Origin of the sequence: Chryseobacterium carnipullorum, assembly GCF_003815695.1 — a bacterium.
Classification (GTDB): Bacteria; Bacteroidota; Bacteroidia; order Flavobacteriales; family Weeksellaceae; genus Chryseobacterium; species Chryseobacterium carnipullorum.
In genome coordinates, this window is record NZ_CP033920.1 from 1,664,338 (window position 1) to 1,678,142 (window position 13,805).

At 38.1% G+C, this 13,805-nt stretch carries 13 protein-coding genes; 2 read left to right on the top strand and 11 right to left on the bottom strand.

Annotation, left to right across the window (positions count from 1 at the left end; translation table 11 throughout):
* Positions 1-126 precede the first annotated feature (126 nt).
* The 8 genes from EG346_RS07680 to EG346_RS07715 all read right to left on the bottom strand — a co-directional run bounded on the left by EG346_RS07680 (position 127) and on the right by EG346_RS07715 (position 7,404).
* Positions 127-756 carry a 7-carboxy-7-deazaguanine synthase QueE gene (locus EG346_RS07680; protein WP_123877827.1) on the bottom strand — a complete coding sequence of 210 codons (630 nt, stop codon included), beginning with the start codon at positions 754-756 and terminating at the stop codon, positions 127-129.
* A 7-nt stretch (positions 757-763) separates the two neighbouring features.
* On the bottom strand, positions 764-1,648 hold the full coding sequence (locus tag EG346_RS07685) for a bifunctional 5,10-methylenetetrahydrofolate dehydrogenase/5,10-methenyltetrahydrofolate cyclohydrolase (RefSeq protein ID WP_034701320.1): 885 nt from the start codon (positions 1,646-1,648) through the stop codon (positions 764-766).
* A 21-nt stretch (positions 1,649-1,669) separates the two neighbouring features.
* The gene (locus tag EG346_RS07690; protein WP_123877829.1) at positions 1,670-2,494 is read right to left on the bottom strand and encodes a class I SAM-dependent methyltransferase; all 825 of its coding nucleotides are present in this window, start codon (positions 2,492-2,494) and stop codon (positions 1,670-1,672) included.
* A gap of 3 nt (positions 2,495-2,497) precedes the next feature.
* Positions 2,498-4,138 carry a glucose-6-phosphate isomerase gene (pgi, locus tag EG346_RS07695; protein WP_123877831.1) on the bottom strand — a complete coding sequence of 547 codons (1,641 nt, stop codon included), beginning with the start codon at positions 4,136-4,138 and terminating at the stop codon, positions 2,498-2,500.
* Between the two features lie 203 nt (positions 4,139-4,341).
* The gene (locus EG346_RS07700; protein ID WP_123877833.1) at positions 4,342-4,950 is read right to left on the bottom strand and encodes a hypothetical protein; all 609 of its coding nucleotides are present in this window, start codon (positions 4,948-4,950) and stop codon (positions 4,342-4,344) included.
* Entirely contained in the window at positions 4,940-5,449 is a 510-nt protein-coding gene (locus tag EG346_RS07705) for an RNA polymerase sigma factor (protein WP_123877835.1), read from the bottom strand. The genes EG346_RS07700 and EG346_RS07705 overlap by 11 nt, the downstream gene beginning before the upstream one ends.
* A 24-nt stretch (positions 5,450-5,473) precedes the next feature.
* On the bottom strand, positions 5,474-6,343 hold the full coding sequence (locus EG346_RS07710) for a TraB/GumN family protein (protein WP_123877837.1): 870 nt from the start codon (positions 6,341-6,343) through the stop codon (positions 5,474-5,476).
* A 155-nt stretch (positions 6,344-6,498) separates the two neighbouring features.
* Positions 6,499-7,404, bottom strand: a complete 906-nt coding sequence (locus tag EG346_RS07715; protein ID WP_123877839.1) for a DUF4349 domain-containing protein — start codon at positions 7,402-7,404, stop codon at positions 6,499-6,501.
* A gap of 210 nt (positions 7,405-7,614) precedes the next feature.
* Here EG346_RS07715 and EG346_RS07720 point away from each other — a divergent pair, with 210 nt between their 5' ends.
* On the top strand, positions 7,615-8,973 hold the full coding sequence (locus EG346_RS07720; RefSeq protein ID WP_123877841.1) for an acyl-CoA dehydrogenase family protein: 1,359 nt from the start codon (positions 7,615-7,617) through the stop codon (positions 8,971-8,973).
* An 86-nt stretch (positions 8,974-9,059) separates the two neighbouring features.
* Here the strand turns inward: EG346_RS07720 and EG346_RS07725 are convergent, their stop codons facing one another.
* Positions 9,060-9,437, bottom strand: coding sequence for a DoxX family protein (locus EG346_RS07725; protein ID WP_073328972.1), 378 nt, complete (start codon positions 9,435-9,437; stop codon positions 9,060-9,062).
* 156 nt (positions 9,438-9,593) lie between these two features.
* Between EG346_RS07725 and EG346_RS07730 the strand changes: the two genes are divergently transcribed.
* On the top strand, positions 9,594-9,836 hold the full coding sequence (locus tag EG346_RS07730; RefSeq protein WP_073328975.1) for a bacteriocin-like protein: 243 nt from the start codon (positions 9,594-9,596) through the stop codon (positions 9,834-9,836).
* A gap of 98 nt (positions 9,837-9,934) precedes the next feature.
* Here EG346_RS07730 and EG346_RS07735 read toward each other — a convergent pair whose 3' ends face one another.
* Positions 9,935-11,047 (bottom strand): AI-2E family transporter, encoded by a 1,113-nt coding sequence (locus tag EG346_RS07735; protein WP_123877843.1) that lies wholly within the window; start codon positions 11,045-11,047, stop codon positions 9,935-9,937.
* Positions 11,048-11,367: 320 nt separating this feature from the next.
* Positions 11,368-13,773: an endopeptidase La gene (gene lon / locus EG346_RS07740; protein ID WP_073328980.1), complete on the bottom strand. Its 2,406-nt coding sequence runs from the start codon at positions 13,771-13,773 to the stop codon at positions 11,368-11,370.
* Between the last annotated feature and the right edge of the window lie 32 nt (positions 13,774-13,805).

Sequence of the window (13,805 nt, forward strand, 5' to 3'; positions counted from 1 at the left end):
TAAGGTACATAATTTTTATCGTATATTCTATATTCGGTGAATATTATAAACCTTCATCCTACTACTTGGATACTTCATGTCATAAAAACATCCATTATAGATAAAAAAATAACCTTATTTAAAGCTTTACGGGATATTCAGATATTTATGCGTCTGCACAGAAGCCTGCCATTCGGGATGAGCCAAAATGAAATCGGTAATCTTTGGATACATCTCATCACGCTTACTCCATTCGCTTTGCATGTACAGTTTACATTGTTCAGAAACTTTTGCTGCCTGCTCCTGCGCAAAGGTGAAGTCGTGTTGGTTGAATATGATTACTTTAAGTTCACTTGCCTTCTCGTAGATCTCTTCTTTCGGAAGCCCTGTTTTCTTGGGAGAAAGGGTGATCCAGTCGATCTGACCACTTAATGGATAAGCACCTGAAGTTTCAATATGTATAGTGCATCCCAGTTCCTTTAATTTGGAGGTTAAAATGTCCAGATTCCACATCAGGGGTTCTCCACCTGTCAGAACAATCGTCTTACAGTGTTTTGCTGCCGTTTCGGCAATTTCCTCTGCATTCATCAATGGGTGGAGGTTCGGATCCCAGCTTTCTTTGACGTCACACCAGTGACACCCAACATCGCAGCCTCCCAATCTGATGAAATAAGACGCTTTTCCGGTGTGGGCTCCTTCTCCCTGTAAAGTGTAAAAATGCTCCATTACGGGGAGCATTTTACCTTCTTTTAATAAAATATCTTCTTCTTTGTTCATTTTAAAATTAGTCGTTATAGACCGAAGTTTTGTATGCGATGATGGTGTTCTTCATCAGCATGGCTCTCGTCATCGGGCCTACTCCTCCAGGTACTGGTGTAATCCAGCTTGCTTTCGCTGCACAACTGTCAAAATCCACGTCACCTGCCAGATAATATCCTTTTGGAGAGTCATCATCTACTCTTGTGATTCCTACATCCACGATGACTGCGCCATCTTTGATCATATCTCCTTTTAAGAAATGAGGATCACCTAAAGCGGTAATAACGATATCGGCCTTTTTTGTATATTCTTCGATGTCTTTTGTGTAAGAGTGGGTCAAAGTTACGGTAGAGTTCCCCGGGAAATCTTTTCTTCCCATCAGGATGCTCATCGGTCTTCCTACGATTTTACTTCTTCCGATGATGACACAATCTTTTCCTTTGGTTTCAATATTATATCTTTCCAATAAGGTCAGAATCCCGAAAGGAGTAGCAGGAAGGAAAGTATCCATTTCCAGAGCCATTTTTCCGAAATTCTCAGGATGGAATCCATCTACATCTTTTCTTGGATCAATAGCCAGAATGATCTTTTCCTGATCGATCTGATCCGGTAAAGGAAGCTGTACAATGAAACCGTCTACTGCCTTAGATTTATTCAGTTCATCAATTTTTTCCAATAATTCAGATTCAGAAACTGTGCTTGGGAATTTGACAAGTGTAGAACGGAATCCTACTTCCTCACAGTCTTTTACCTTACTGTTTACATACGCCTTGCTCGCTCCGTTGTTTCCTACAAGAATCGCTACCAAATGTGGTGCTCTTTTCTTGCTTTCAAGGATCTTTTCTACTTCCACCTTGATCTCTGCTTTTATTTCCTTGGATACTTTAAGTCCGTCAAGAATTTCTGCCATTTTTACTTTTTTTACTTTTATTTAGATTTTATTGAATACAACAATATCCTGGAATTCATCAGCACTTTCCTTATCTACATTGGTTCTCCAGAATCCTTCTTTTACTGTGGTCACTTTTAAACCTGCTTCTGCAGCCATCTGATGCAGTAGAGGAATACTTACCGCAATATTCGCTGCGGTCACTTTATCGTCCATCAGCCTGTAGCCTTCATATTGGTGCGGAAAAGGCATGGTTCCAAATTCCGTTTTAGAGTCATCATACAGAAAGAAAGTGGCTAAACACTGTCCGCTGCTGTTCAAAACCCGGCTGATCTCATTCAGATATCTTTTAATCTCGGGAATCTGCATATGCGTGAAAACCGAGAACAGGAATACTTTGTCAAATTGTGCCTGATCATAAGGAAATGTAAAACTCTCTGCTTTTTGGCTGAAAGTGTTGTACAGGTCATTATAAATCGGGGTAAACTTGAATTTAAAATTCGGATACTTCTTACCGATATTTTTATTACACCAGTTGATTCCTTTTTCTACAGCATCAAACCCGTCATACGTTCCGTGATCAATAATTCCTGTAAGTGCTACAGCGGTTCTTCCGATTCCGCATCCTACATCCAGGACATGATCTGTATTTTGTAAGCCGATATATTTTTTAAGGGCATTTACCTGACGGATCCCGTGAGGAATAAAGTCGCTGCCGCCCACATAGATGTCACCTTTTTTAGGTTCATTCTTAGATCTCTTTCCGGTAAGACCTTCATACAGGTCTATTGGGAAATAATAGATCTTTCTTCCCAAAAGCCTGAGACTGGGAGGAAGCTTATAATAATATGATCGTAATGCAGACATCTGCTATTTATTTCCTTTATAATAGTTGATCAGTCCGTTTGTAGAGCTGTCATGAGAATTGATCGCTTCATTGTTTTCAAGCTCAGGAAGGATTTTATTGGCTAAAACTTTTCCTAATTCCACCCCGAACTGGTCGAAGCTGAAAATATTCCAGATCACTCCCTGAACAAAAATCTTATGCTCGTACATGGCAATCAACTGTCCCAATGAAAATGGAGTTAATTCATTGAATAATATTGAGTTGGTGGGGGTGTTTCCGTGGAAGACTTTATAGTTCAGTAATCTGTCAATTTCTTCATCGGATTTCCCTTCGTTTCTTAATTCCTGTTCCACTTCTTCTTCTGATTTTCCAAAGGCAAGAGCTTCAGTCTGTGCAAAAAAGTTAGCTAAAAGTTTAGGCTGATGATCAGAAACCGCATTGCTGCTTTTTACATAAGCGATAAAATCCGCAGGAATAAGTTCTGTTCCCTGATGGATAAGCTGATAGAAAGCATGTTGTCCGTTTGTTCCCGGCTCACCCCAGATAATAGGCCCAGTTTCATATTCTACAAATTCTCCGTTTCGGTCCACACATTTTCCGTTACTTTCCATATCTCCCTGCTGAAGATAGGCTGCAAACCTGTCCAGATATTGAGAATAAGGAAGGATGGCATACGTTGTTGCCGCATAGAAATTACGGTACCAGATGCCTAAAAGACCCATTAATACCGGAACGTTTTCTGAGAAATCAGCCGTCTGGAAATGTTGGTCAGTGTCGGAAGCTCCCTTCAAAAGTTCCTCGAAATTGTCATATCCAACTGCCAGAACGATGCTAAGGCCGATAGCACTCCAAAGAGAATATCTTCCGCCTACCCAGTCCCAGAACTCAAATATATTTTCTTCTGCGATACCAAACTGTTTAACAGCTTCAACGTTTGTAGATAAAGCTACGAAATGCTTGGCAACGTCTTCTTCTTTTCCTGCTTTCAGGAACCAGTCTTTTGCAGAGTTGGCATTGGTCATGGTTTCCTGAGTTGTAAAAGTCTTTGAAGCAATGATGAACAATGTCGTTTCAGGATTCAGTTTTTTTACGGTTTCTGCAATGTGATTCCCGTCAACGTTTGAAACGAAATGAACGTTTAATCTTGTTTTAAAATGCTTTAATGCAGAGCAAACCATCACCGGTCCAAGATCTGAACCTCCGATTCCGATATTTACTATATCAGTGATTTCTTTTCCACTGAAACCTTTGTGCTCTCCTGAAATAATTTTTTCAGAGAAGGCTTTCATGTGGTCAAGAACCCTTCTGATCTGAGGTTTGATATTTTCACCGTCTACAATGATTTCTTTATCTGAAAAATCCCTCAACGCAGTATGAAGCACTGCTCTTCCTTCAGTTTCGTTGATCTTGTCACCGGAAAACATTTTAGAAATAGCATCTTTCAACTGACATTCTTCTGCTAATTGAAGTAAAAGATCTCTGGTTCTTGAGTCGATCAGATTTTTAGAGTAATCAAAAAGAAAATTATCTTTCTGCAAAGAAAATTCTTTAAAACGCTCAGGGTTATACTGGAAAAGACTTCTCAAATCGAAGTCATTACCTGCAAAATGTTCGTCAAGCGCTTTCCAGCTGGTAGTTTGTATAGGATTTATTTTTGATAGCATATTTTAGAAATTAGATAGATTCAAAAATGAAGATTGGATCGAAAATGTTTTAAATCCATGTCATTTTATTTCTGATGTGCAAATTTAAGGAAAAATAAAACCTCAGATCAATTTGAACGTGATAAATAACATTTTTTTAAAAAACAAACCCCAGATCAAGTCTGAGGTTCGTTGTTATTGTTAGTGACAGATGAATAAGAAAATTATTCGTCCATTTCGTTCAGAATATTTTCAAGGCGCTTGGCATTTCTTCCGTAGATGTATCGAGTCCATAAAACAATGCTGGCTACAATCGCTACGGTTCCAGCAAGAACGATGAGAATCAAAGTCTGTTGATAGACATCGGCAAAATTTCCTAAAGACTTTCCTTTTTTCTCAAACAGATTATAGAATTCCAGTCCTAATGCAATCATGAAATGGGGAAGCAACAGGAATCCAAATGACTGATACCGTTCCATATTCAGTTTCAATTCATGGTATATTTTCCAGAGACTGTTTTTGGTATTTCCGGAATACAGTTCCGTTTGCTTATAAAATTTATAAAACCCGAAAAAGTAATAGGAAGATATAACGACAAGCATCGCATAGGATGTATAATAAATGATATACTGAGAAGGCGGAAAATCCAGCAGCTGTGGAAAGAAAGCAATAAGAATGATGGCAATGATCTGCATGGGAAATTCTGCTTTCATACTTTTCTGGATCTTTTCAATAGGATGCTTGCTTTTCTTTAATTGTTCTATGGTGTTAGGAATACTGACGCTGCTGTTGTCTTCGTTATTCCACTGCTCTTTTAATTGATCAAAATTCATAGCCTGATTTTTTTATGATTTGCTGTATTTTTTCTTTGGTTCTGTTAAGTTTTACGCGGGCATTGACTTCACTTAGCCCCAGGTTTTCACCAATCTCCTTATGAGACATCCCTTCCATGAAATAAAAGATAATGGCTTTTTCAAGTGCTTTGAGTTCCTGGACAGCACTGTAAAAAACTTCCAGCTGCTTATCCTTGGCGGGATTATAGTCTTCATTTTGTACTTCAAAATGGCCCGGCACATCTGTTTGATTACTCGTCCGTTGTTTTTCTTTTTTTAAATAAGTAATGGCGGTATTGATGGCCACCCGGTACATCCATGTTGAGAATTCACTGTTGCCTTTGAAGTTCTGGTAAGATTTCCACAGTTGAATAAGGATTTCCTGCTGCAGGTCTTCCCGGTCTTCCAAAGAATCCGCATAGATGCGGGAGGCCTTATATAAGATGCCTTTGTGTTGGTTGACGAGCTTTAAAAAAGCGGTTTCAGTTTGGCTGCTCACGACGATTTCATGGTTTGGTTATAATTAAAGGCTTAAAATGGGTTTCACGGTGTATCCTTTCGATCTTAAAAGAAGGATTATTCCGTTCTCACCCATAAGATGAGCGCTTCCAATGGCAAAGAAAGCACTTTCTTTTTTCTTCATTTCCGGCATTTTTTCTGCCCAGTTTTTATTTCGGTCCGTAAGCATTAATTTTTCCTGTTCCGCATTCATTATTTTGTCATCTTTAAAAAGGGAATAAACCGATTGTACATCTTCTTTTTTAAATGCTGCTACCATTTTCTTAAGAAGGATTTCATATTCTTTTCCCATTTTTAACTGTCCTATTACCGCTTTCAGATCGTAAGCCTTATTGATGGAAGTCATCTGATCGTTTACTTTTTCAAGTCCAAAGACTTTCTTTTTATTTTTAAGAGCATTTTGAAGCAGTTCTATTTCATATAATTTGATATCAGTTTGCGGACATGGCAATGCTTTTAATGAAATAAGTGCATACAGGCCCTGTGAACTCGAGTGATCCATCTTCTTTAAATCTGTTCCGTAATCAGCGAGTACGTTGTCTAACTCCGCAGATTCTTCAGGAGTCAGCTGATCGGATAGTTTTTTATCGGTTTGATACATTGTCTGCATGGCTGCCATTTCAGCCGGATCCGTATAATTGATCTCCATTACGAATTGATCAGATTTTTCAAGGGCTTTCATGACTTTCGGTTTAATTTCAAAATCCTGACTGCACATGATATGAAAGGTTCCTGCTATATAAGAAGGTTTTGTAAGCCCATTCCCTGAAATTTCCCAAACTGTACTGTTTTCGGTTTCCTTGCTTTGGGCCTTTGCTGTGATAAAGGTTGCTGATAATACTGCAGCGAGCCCAAGTTGTATTAAATTTTTCATATAGTTAAGTTTTTGATTATTTATTCTTTTAAACAGTAGGTAAGGGCAGTATAATGATCGTTACAGTTTTTTTTGAAAAAAATAAAAAACCTCCTGAGGAGGAGGTTTGAAAAATCTAAAATTATGATGATAACCAATTGGTTAGGATTGCTTTTTTATTCTGAAACTTTCGTAGTTTCCGGTTTGGTAAGCTTTCTTTTTCTTAAAAAGTATACCACTGCAGCTAAGATTAATAATAAAGGCCATACTGTGATAAGTCCCACAGCAATCTTTTGGATCAGATAAAATCCTTCTACAAAGGCATTTTTAGCATCATATATAAAGTTGAATTTATATTGATTGTCAATATTCCGGGTATTGGTCACAGCAATTTCCGCAATGCGAAGTTTAGGTTCTTTGATATAAATATCTATAGTGCTGTATTTGATATCGTCTGTAGTGTCCATATTGGCAAGCTGCTGCAGATTTCCTTCCGCCATATTGTTGTTGTCCAGTTTTACTTTATCCTTGTTTGCTTTTAGCTGACTGATATTTTCTTCGGTCTTTTTTATTCTTTTGCCTTCCATTTCCGCATACTTAATGTTGGATGTTACATCTTCAGCATGAATTGTTCTGGAATTTAAAAACAGTTTTTTATCATTGATTTTGACAAGGAGCTCACCCAATTTTTCTGTAGGAACACGTGCCTGGATTGTGTTTTCAGTCTGATACTTTTTGATCAGCATTGCATCATTATCGGAAGTATTGTAAGTATCCTGTGAAATCACATTGCTCTGAAGGTTGCTGTGGGTAACAAAGCCTCCAAGGTCCTGGACTGTCTTTTCAATGGAAATCGTTGCGTCATACACATCCTTCACTTCCATATTGACATCTGCTGTTTTGATGAATTGTTTGTCTTTTACTTTCATAGAGGCCACAGAAGAGACACTGTCTGAAAGGGAAACAGCAGCAGTGGAATCAGCAGCGTAATTTTCAGTGGTGGTCGCTTCTCCCTTTTTACATGAATAAATTCCTAATAAAAGAAATGCTGAAAGAGATAATTGAATGTAAGTCGTTTTCATAGCGTTGATTTTTTTGTGGGTTTACTTAGGTCAAAGTTCTTTCAGGATCGTTTGTAATATTTGAAAATCAGGCGTAAAAAAATTGTAAAGAAATATTTCTATTTTAACGAATTGGAAATGAGTGTTTTGTAAAATGGAGTGTCCTTTTAGGGCGTATTTTCGGAGCAATTTTTGCTTAACTTTTACAAATCAATCCCACAAAACATTACTATGTCAAATACTTTTTCCAAAATCAGAAACGCTTTAGAATTATTCAGGTCGATAGATTTTGACCAACTGAGTGCTATTTCTCAAAAAGTTGATCTTCCCAAGCTGATGCAGAATTTTTCCAAACTGGATGATCAGCAGTTGAACGGAATGATAAAAATGCTTGATCCTAATAAGAAAAAGCGGGAACTTCCCCCAATTGATGGGGATTTTTATGATATCTACCATACCTTAACTCCGGAGCAACGTGAGATTCAGCTTAAAGTAAGAGCGTTCATGGAAAAAGAAGTAAAACCTTTGGTAAATCATTACTGGTTAAGAGACGAATTTCCTTTTGAACTCATTCCAAAATTCCAGAAACTGAATATCTGTGGCGTTACCTATGAAGGATATGGCTGTCCGGGAATGCCTTTTCTGATGGAAGGTGTTATCGCTATGGAAATGGCGAGAATTGATGCTTCTATTGCTACATTCTTTGGTGTTCAGTCCGGATTGGCGATGGGATCTATTTATATCTGCGGATCAGAAGAACAGAAACAGAAATGGCTGCCACAAATGCAGAAGTTTGAAAAAATAGGAGCTTTCGGACTTACGGAGCCTGAAGTAGGATCCGGAGCTGCAGGTGGTCTTACGGTTACCTGTAAAAAAACAGAGGAAGGCTGGATCCTTAATGGTCAGAAAAAATGGATAGGAAACGCCACCTTTGCTGACTTAATCATTATCTGGGCAAGAGATCTTGACAGTGGTGAAGTAAAAGGTTTCATTGTCGAAAAAGATAATCCGGGGTACTCCGTTGAAAAAATCAAAGGAAAAATGGCATTGAGAATTGTTCAGAATGGATTGATTACTTTAACCGATTGTCTTGTCACCGAAGACAACCGTCTTCAGAATGCTAATTCATTCAAAGACACCGGAAAAGTACTGCGTATGACCAGGGCAGGAGTAGCCTGGATGGCTACAGGTTGTGCAAGGGGTGCATACGAAAGTGCATTACAATATACCAGAACGAGAGAACAGTTCGGGAAGCCTATTGCCTCATTCCAGATGATTCAGGGACATTTGGTAGAAATGTTGTCCAATCTTACCGCAATGCAGACCATGGTTTTCAGACTGTCTGAAATGCAGGATGAAGGGATTTTAAAAGACGAACATGCTTCACTGGCTAAAGTTTTCTGTACTTTGAGAACCAGGGATATTGTTTCCAGAGCAAGAGAAGTCCTGGGAGGAAACGGTATTCTCCTTGAATATGACGTCGCAAGATTTGTTGCAGATGCTGAAGCGATCTATTCGTACGAAGGAACGAAAGAGATCAATTCCCTTATCGTAGGAAGATCGATTACAGGTTTCAGTGCATTTGTATAATAAAAGATAGCAGGTAGCAGATGATAGGTTGCAGGTTAATCTGCACGATGTTACCTGCTACCTTCAACCCATCATCTATTGTCTTTTTAACTTATCAAAGCCTTATATTTTTCCCGGTCATCAATAATTGCCCAGATATTGATAAGAAACATCACTATTGCGGTGATGATTCCCATTTGGCTGGGATCTCTGTATAGATTATGAATAACAATGCCTACCATAACGGGAAGAAGCATGATAGCACCCAATGCTTTGGTCTTTGGAAAGATAAATAATACCCCACCGATAATTTCTACGATTCCCACTAAAGGCAAAAGCCAGCCGATTTCACCAAAAGCAGCAAATATTTTCACTTGCTCAGGAGTCATTTTAGGCATTGGAGAATAGTGGAAGAATTTGTTCAAACCGGCATTGATGAACATCAATGCGAATATAAAGGATAGAATAAATTTTACGATTTTCATATTGTTGATTTTATATCAAATGTAAAACAAAAATGATATTCGTTTATTTAATTTAGATGAAACTTATGAATATCTTTCGTTTTGTTGGGTGTCAGCTGTTATATTTTGATTTTGTTTAATATATTTGTTGTACAAATCAAACTAAACAATTGTATTATGCTGAAAAATCTTCAAAAACTAGATCGTGAAAATTTAAAAAAAATCAATGGAGGAGGGAAACCGCCTATCTGTGATATTGGACCAGAAGGATGTCCTTGTAAAATTCCACCAGGAGACCCTTGTTTAGGAGGTCCAGGCGGTGGAGGTGGTTCGGATTTAGGATACTGTCCTGATAGCCATGCGTATATTCCATGTAACCAGACTTGTCCTAACGGGATGGATCCGTTATGTGCATTGTAAAAACTTAACAATAGAGCTGTCTCAAGTGAGGCAGCTTTTTTTATATATAGTCGATGATAGACTGGTATGACTTATAATTTAATGCTCATCAATCAAGATCAGTCCATCTCCTTTAATGTAATATTCTTAGATATTTTGTAGCTCTTTTTCTTTTTATTAAGCTTTTCTTCTTCTCCAAGCAGTTTACCCCAAGGTTTTAGACCTTCAACTCTTTCAAAAATAATTTTAATAATCGCAATGGCCGGAATACAGAGAAACATTCCTGCAATTCCCCACAAATGTTCACCCAAAATAATTCCAATAAAGGAAAACAGGGCATTGATCTTTACTTTTGAGCCTACTACAAATGGAAGGACAATATTTCCGTCGATAACATGAATCGCAATATAGCCAATAGCTACGTAAACACAGGTAGAAGGTGTTCCCGTGGCAAAGGCGATAAAACATGAAATTAAAAGAGAAATACAGATTCCAAGATAAGGAATCACATTCAATAAACCCGTCAGCACCGCAAGAAGTATAGCATACTTCACGCCTAAAATAGTAAGGAGAATAGAGCACAGAATGGAAACAATAAGAACCTGCAGGCAAAGTCCGAAAATATATTTCTTGGTCATTACTCTGATCTCAGTAACTACTTCCTGTACGCTGGCTTTGTGCTTCTCGTTAAAGACCGTTACAATAAAATTATTAAGGATTCTTCTGTAATTTAAAATAAAGATAAAAAACAGGGTGAAAAAAACAATGAAGCCAAATCCACTGGAAAATATTCCAAAAGTAAAGCCCAGGATGACTCCTGAAGAAGACAATAATTTATTCAATCCCTGATTAATATAATCAAGCTGTTCGTTAATTTTAACATTGAATGTTTTTGAGATCCAGTGCTGCAGATTATTGAAAACAGTCGTCATCTGATCCCTGAGATGGGGCAGATCTTTACTGAAATCAGAAAGCTGCGATCCGAAAAAATAAATGATTCCGGCTAAAATAGCCAGCATAACGAAAACCGAAGTCATCGTTGATATAGATCGTGGGAATCTTAACCTTCTTTCCATGAAAGTAGCAGCCGGAAGAAATAGCATAGCCATTAAGAAAGCTAAGAAGAAAGGGGCTAAAATGCTTTGCCCAAGCGTGAGCAGATAACCCAGTCCGATAATGGAAATGATAACAAGGGTAAGCTTAACAAGGAAGGGAAGTCTAAGGAAATTCATAATTTTTCAAATCTGTAGGATAAAAATAAGAAAACGCATCTAATTTATGGACTGTTTTCGTTTAATTAACATAATTCTTTTTTTAATAGAAGATCTTTAAACAAGGCCGTGTGGTACGTCTTTATCTAAAACGATCTCAGCTATTTGTCATCTTGGATTTTTCATAAAATTTAGGTCCTTTTACTGCGGACACTGTATTGAACTTAAAAATGTGCCAAACATCAAAATTTTTGCATCTTTTTTGATGGAATCCAATATAATAAAAAACGCATCCCAGAATCTGAGACGCGTTTTCTTATTGAGAGTTGATATGTTCTGAATTATTTTTCGATGGCTACATCGATCACCTCTTCCATTCTGTTCACATAATGGACAGTCAGATTTTTAAGATAATCCTTCTTGATTTCCTCTACATCTTTTCTGTTGGCCTCACACAGGATAACCTCTTTGATACCAGCTCGTGTAGCAGCAAGAAGTTTTTCTTTAATTCCGCCTACAGGAAGTACTTTTCCTCTTAATGTTATTTCTCCCGTCATTGCAAGGTGAGGTCTTACTTTCTTGTTCTTGAATGAAGACACCATTGAAGTCAGCATCGCAATACCCGCAGACGGTCCGTCTTTCGGTGTTGCCCCTTCCGGAACGTGAACGTGGATGTTTTTCTTGTCCAGATCTTCCTGAGCTATTCCAAGATCATCATGTCTGGCTTTGATATATTCTAAAGCAATAGTAGCGGACTCTTTCATCACTGTACCCAAGTTTCCGGTCATGGTAAGACTTCCTTTTCCGTTGCTTAAAATACTTTCGATGTATAAAATGTCTCCTCCAACGCTTGTCCACGCTAAACCGGTCACGACACCCGGTACACCAGTGATCTCAGACAGACTTTTCGGTCTTGGAACCCCAAGAATCTCGTCTACTTTCTCAATGGTAATCTTTGGGTCGTACTCTTTTACAAGAGCAGTCTGAAGGGCAACCCATCTTGCAATGGCAGCAATTCTTTTTTCTAAAGTTCTTACCCCGCTTTCCGAAGTGTGTGCTTCAATAATATGTTTAAGCTCAGGATTTCCAAGTTTGAATGATTTGGCATCCAATCCGTTTTCTTCCTGTTGTTTTTTTATTAAATGTCTTTTCGCAATTTCCGTTTTTTCCTCCATCGTATAGCCTGCAATCTGGATGATCTCCGTTCTGTCTAAAAGCGGTGTCTGGATTGTGGATAAAGAATTGGCAGTCGCGATAAACATGACTTTGGATAAGTCATAACCCATTTCTAAGAAGTTATCATAGAAAGACTTATTCTGTTCAGGATCAAGAACTTCAAGAAGTGCTGAGCTCGGATCACCGTGAAGCCCCTGTGCAATTTTATCAATTTCATCAAGAACAATGACCGGGTTGGAAGTACCTGATTTTTTGATTGTTTGCAGAATTCTTCCCGCCATCGCTCCAATGTATGTTTTTCTATGTCCGCGGATCTCACTTTCGTCATGAAGTCCACCCAGAGATAACCTTACATATTTTCTTCCCAGCGCATCAGCCACAGATTTCCCCAAAGAGGTTTTTCCTACTCCCGGAGGTCCTACTAGCAATAGAATTGGAGACTTCATGTTGTTTTTCAATTTTAAAACCGCCATGTGCTCCAGAATTCTTTTCTTAATATCTTCTAATCCAAAATGAGCTTTATCTAAGATCTTTTCAGCTTTAGCAATATCAAAAACATCTTTTGTATAGGTTTCCCATGGAAGATCTGTAAAGAAGTCAAGATAATTTCTCTGTACGTTGTAATCAGGAGAGTTCGGATTCTGACGCTGTAGTCTGTTGATCTCCTTCTGGAAATGGTCTTCCACTTCCTGATTCCATTTTTTTCTACTTGCTTTATCGATAAGTTCTTCCACATCACTTTCAGGACCACCGCCAAGCTCATCCTGAATGGTTCTGATTTGTTGATTCAGAAAATATTCTCTCTGCTGCTTGTCAAGGTCTTTTGAAGTTTTCTGATGGATCTGATTTCTTAATTCCAGTTTTCTGAAATCTTCGTGCATCATCTCATAACACTTATTCGCCCTTTCTAGCAGACTTTTTTCTTCGAGAAGTTTTTGCTTTTCTATCGATGGGAAATTGGAGTTGGTGCAGATGAAGTTCAGAAGATCATCATTGTTCGTAATATTCTTGATCGCAAAATTGGCCGCATTTGGAATATTCGGATCCAGTTCAATAATCTTTAGGGCCAGATCTTTTATATTTTCAAGCAGCGCATCATATTCTTCCTTGTTTTTCGGACGGGTATCTTTTAGTTTTGTGATTTCCGCTTTAAAATAAGGTTTGCTTTCTACAATCTTTCTGATCTTAAATCTGTGGAACCCTTTGGTAATAGCAGTGATGTTTCCTTCAGGAAGTTTTATAATTTTTATGATTTTGGCTAGTGTGCCGGTGGAGTACATGTCTTTTTCACCAGGCTGCTCCAGTTCTGAGTTTTTCTGGCTTACGATTCCGATGAAATCACCGTTTTTCTGTGCTTCTTCCAAAAGCTGTATCGATGTTTTTCTTCCCGCAGTAATTGGAATTACCACGTTGGGAAACATGACCATATTTCTTACAGGAAGGATAGGGAATATTTTTTGTTCGGAATTTTTATCAGTCTCCGAGAAGTCTGAAAGATTGATCTCTTCTGCAACAATGTCAAACCCATCGCTGATCATTTCCTCTAAACTAATATCTTCAAATTCTGTCATAGTTAATCAAATGACAAATTGTCATCTTCGTT

Bases quoted from the DNA above. Each gene is read 5' to 3' on its own strand.
- EG346_RS07685 (WP_034701320.1), bottom strand. From the start codon at position 1,648: ATGGCAGAAATTCTTGACGGACTTAAAGTATCCAAGGAAATAAAAGCA.
- EG346_RS07690 (WP_123877829.1), bottom strand. From the start codon at position 2,494: ATGTCTGCATTACGATCATATTATTATAAGCTTCCTCCCAGTCTCAGG.
- EG346_RS07710 (WP_123877837.1), bottom strand. From the start codon at position 6,343: ATGAAAAATTTAATACAACTTGGGCTCGCTGCAGTATTATCAGCAACC.
- pgi (WP_123877831.1), bottom strand. From the start codon at position 4,138: ATGCTATCAAAAATAAATCCTATACAAACTACCAGCTGGAAAGCGCTT.
- EG346_RS07720 (WP_123877841.1), top strand. From the start codon at position 7,615: ATGTCAAATACTTTTTCCAAAATCAGAAACGCTTTAGAATTATTCAGG.
- lon (WP_073328980.1), bottom strand. From the start codon at position 13,773: ATGACAGAATTTGAAGATATTAGTTTAGAGGAAATGATCAGCGATGGG.
- EG346_RS07735 (WP_123877843.1), bottom strand. From the start codon at position 11,047: ATGAATTTCCTTAGACTTCCCTTCCTTGTTAAGCTTACCCTTGTTATC.
- EG346_RS07700 (WP_123877833.1), bottom strand. From the start codon at position 4,950: ATGAATTTTGATCAATTAAAAGAGCAGTGGAATAACGAAGACAACAGC.
- EG346_RS07725 (WP_073328972.1), bottom strand. From the start codon at position 9,437: ATGAAAATCGTAAAATTTATTCTATCCTTTATATTCGCATTGATGTTC.
- EG346_RS07715 (WP_123877839.1), bottom strand. From the start codon at position 7,404: ATGAAAACGACTTACATTCAATTATCTCTTTCAGCATTTCTTTTATTA.
- EG346_RS07680 (WP_123877827.1), bottom strand. From the start codon at position 756: ATGAACAAAGAAGAAGATATTTTATTAAAAGAAGGTAAAATGCTCCCC.
- EG346_RS07730 (WP_073328975.1), top strand. From the start codon at position 9,594: ATGCTGAAAAATCTTCAAAAACTAGATCGTGAAAATTTAAAAAAAATC.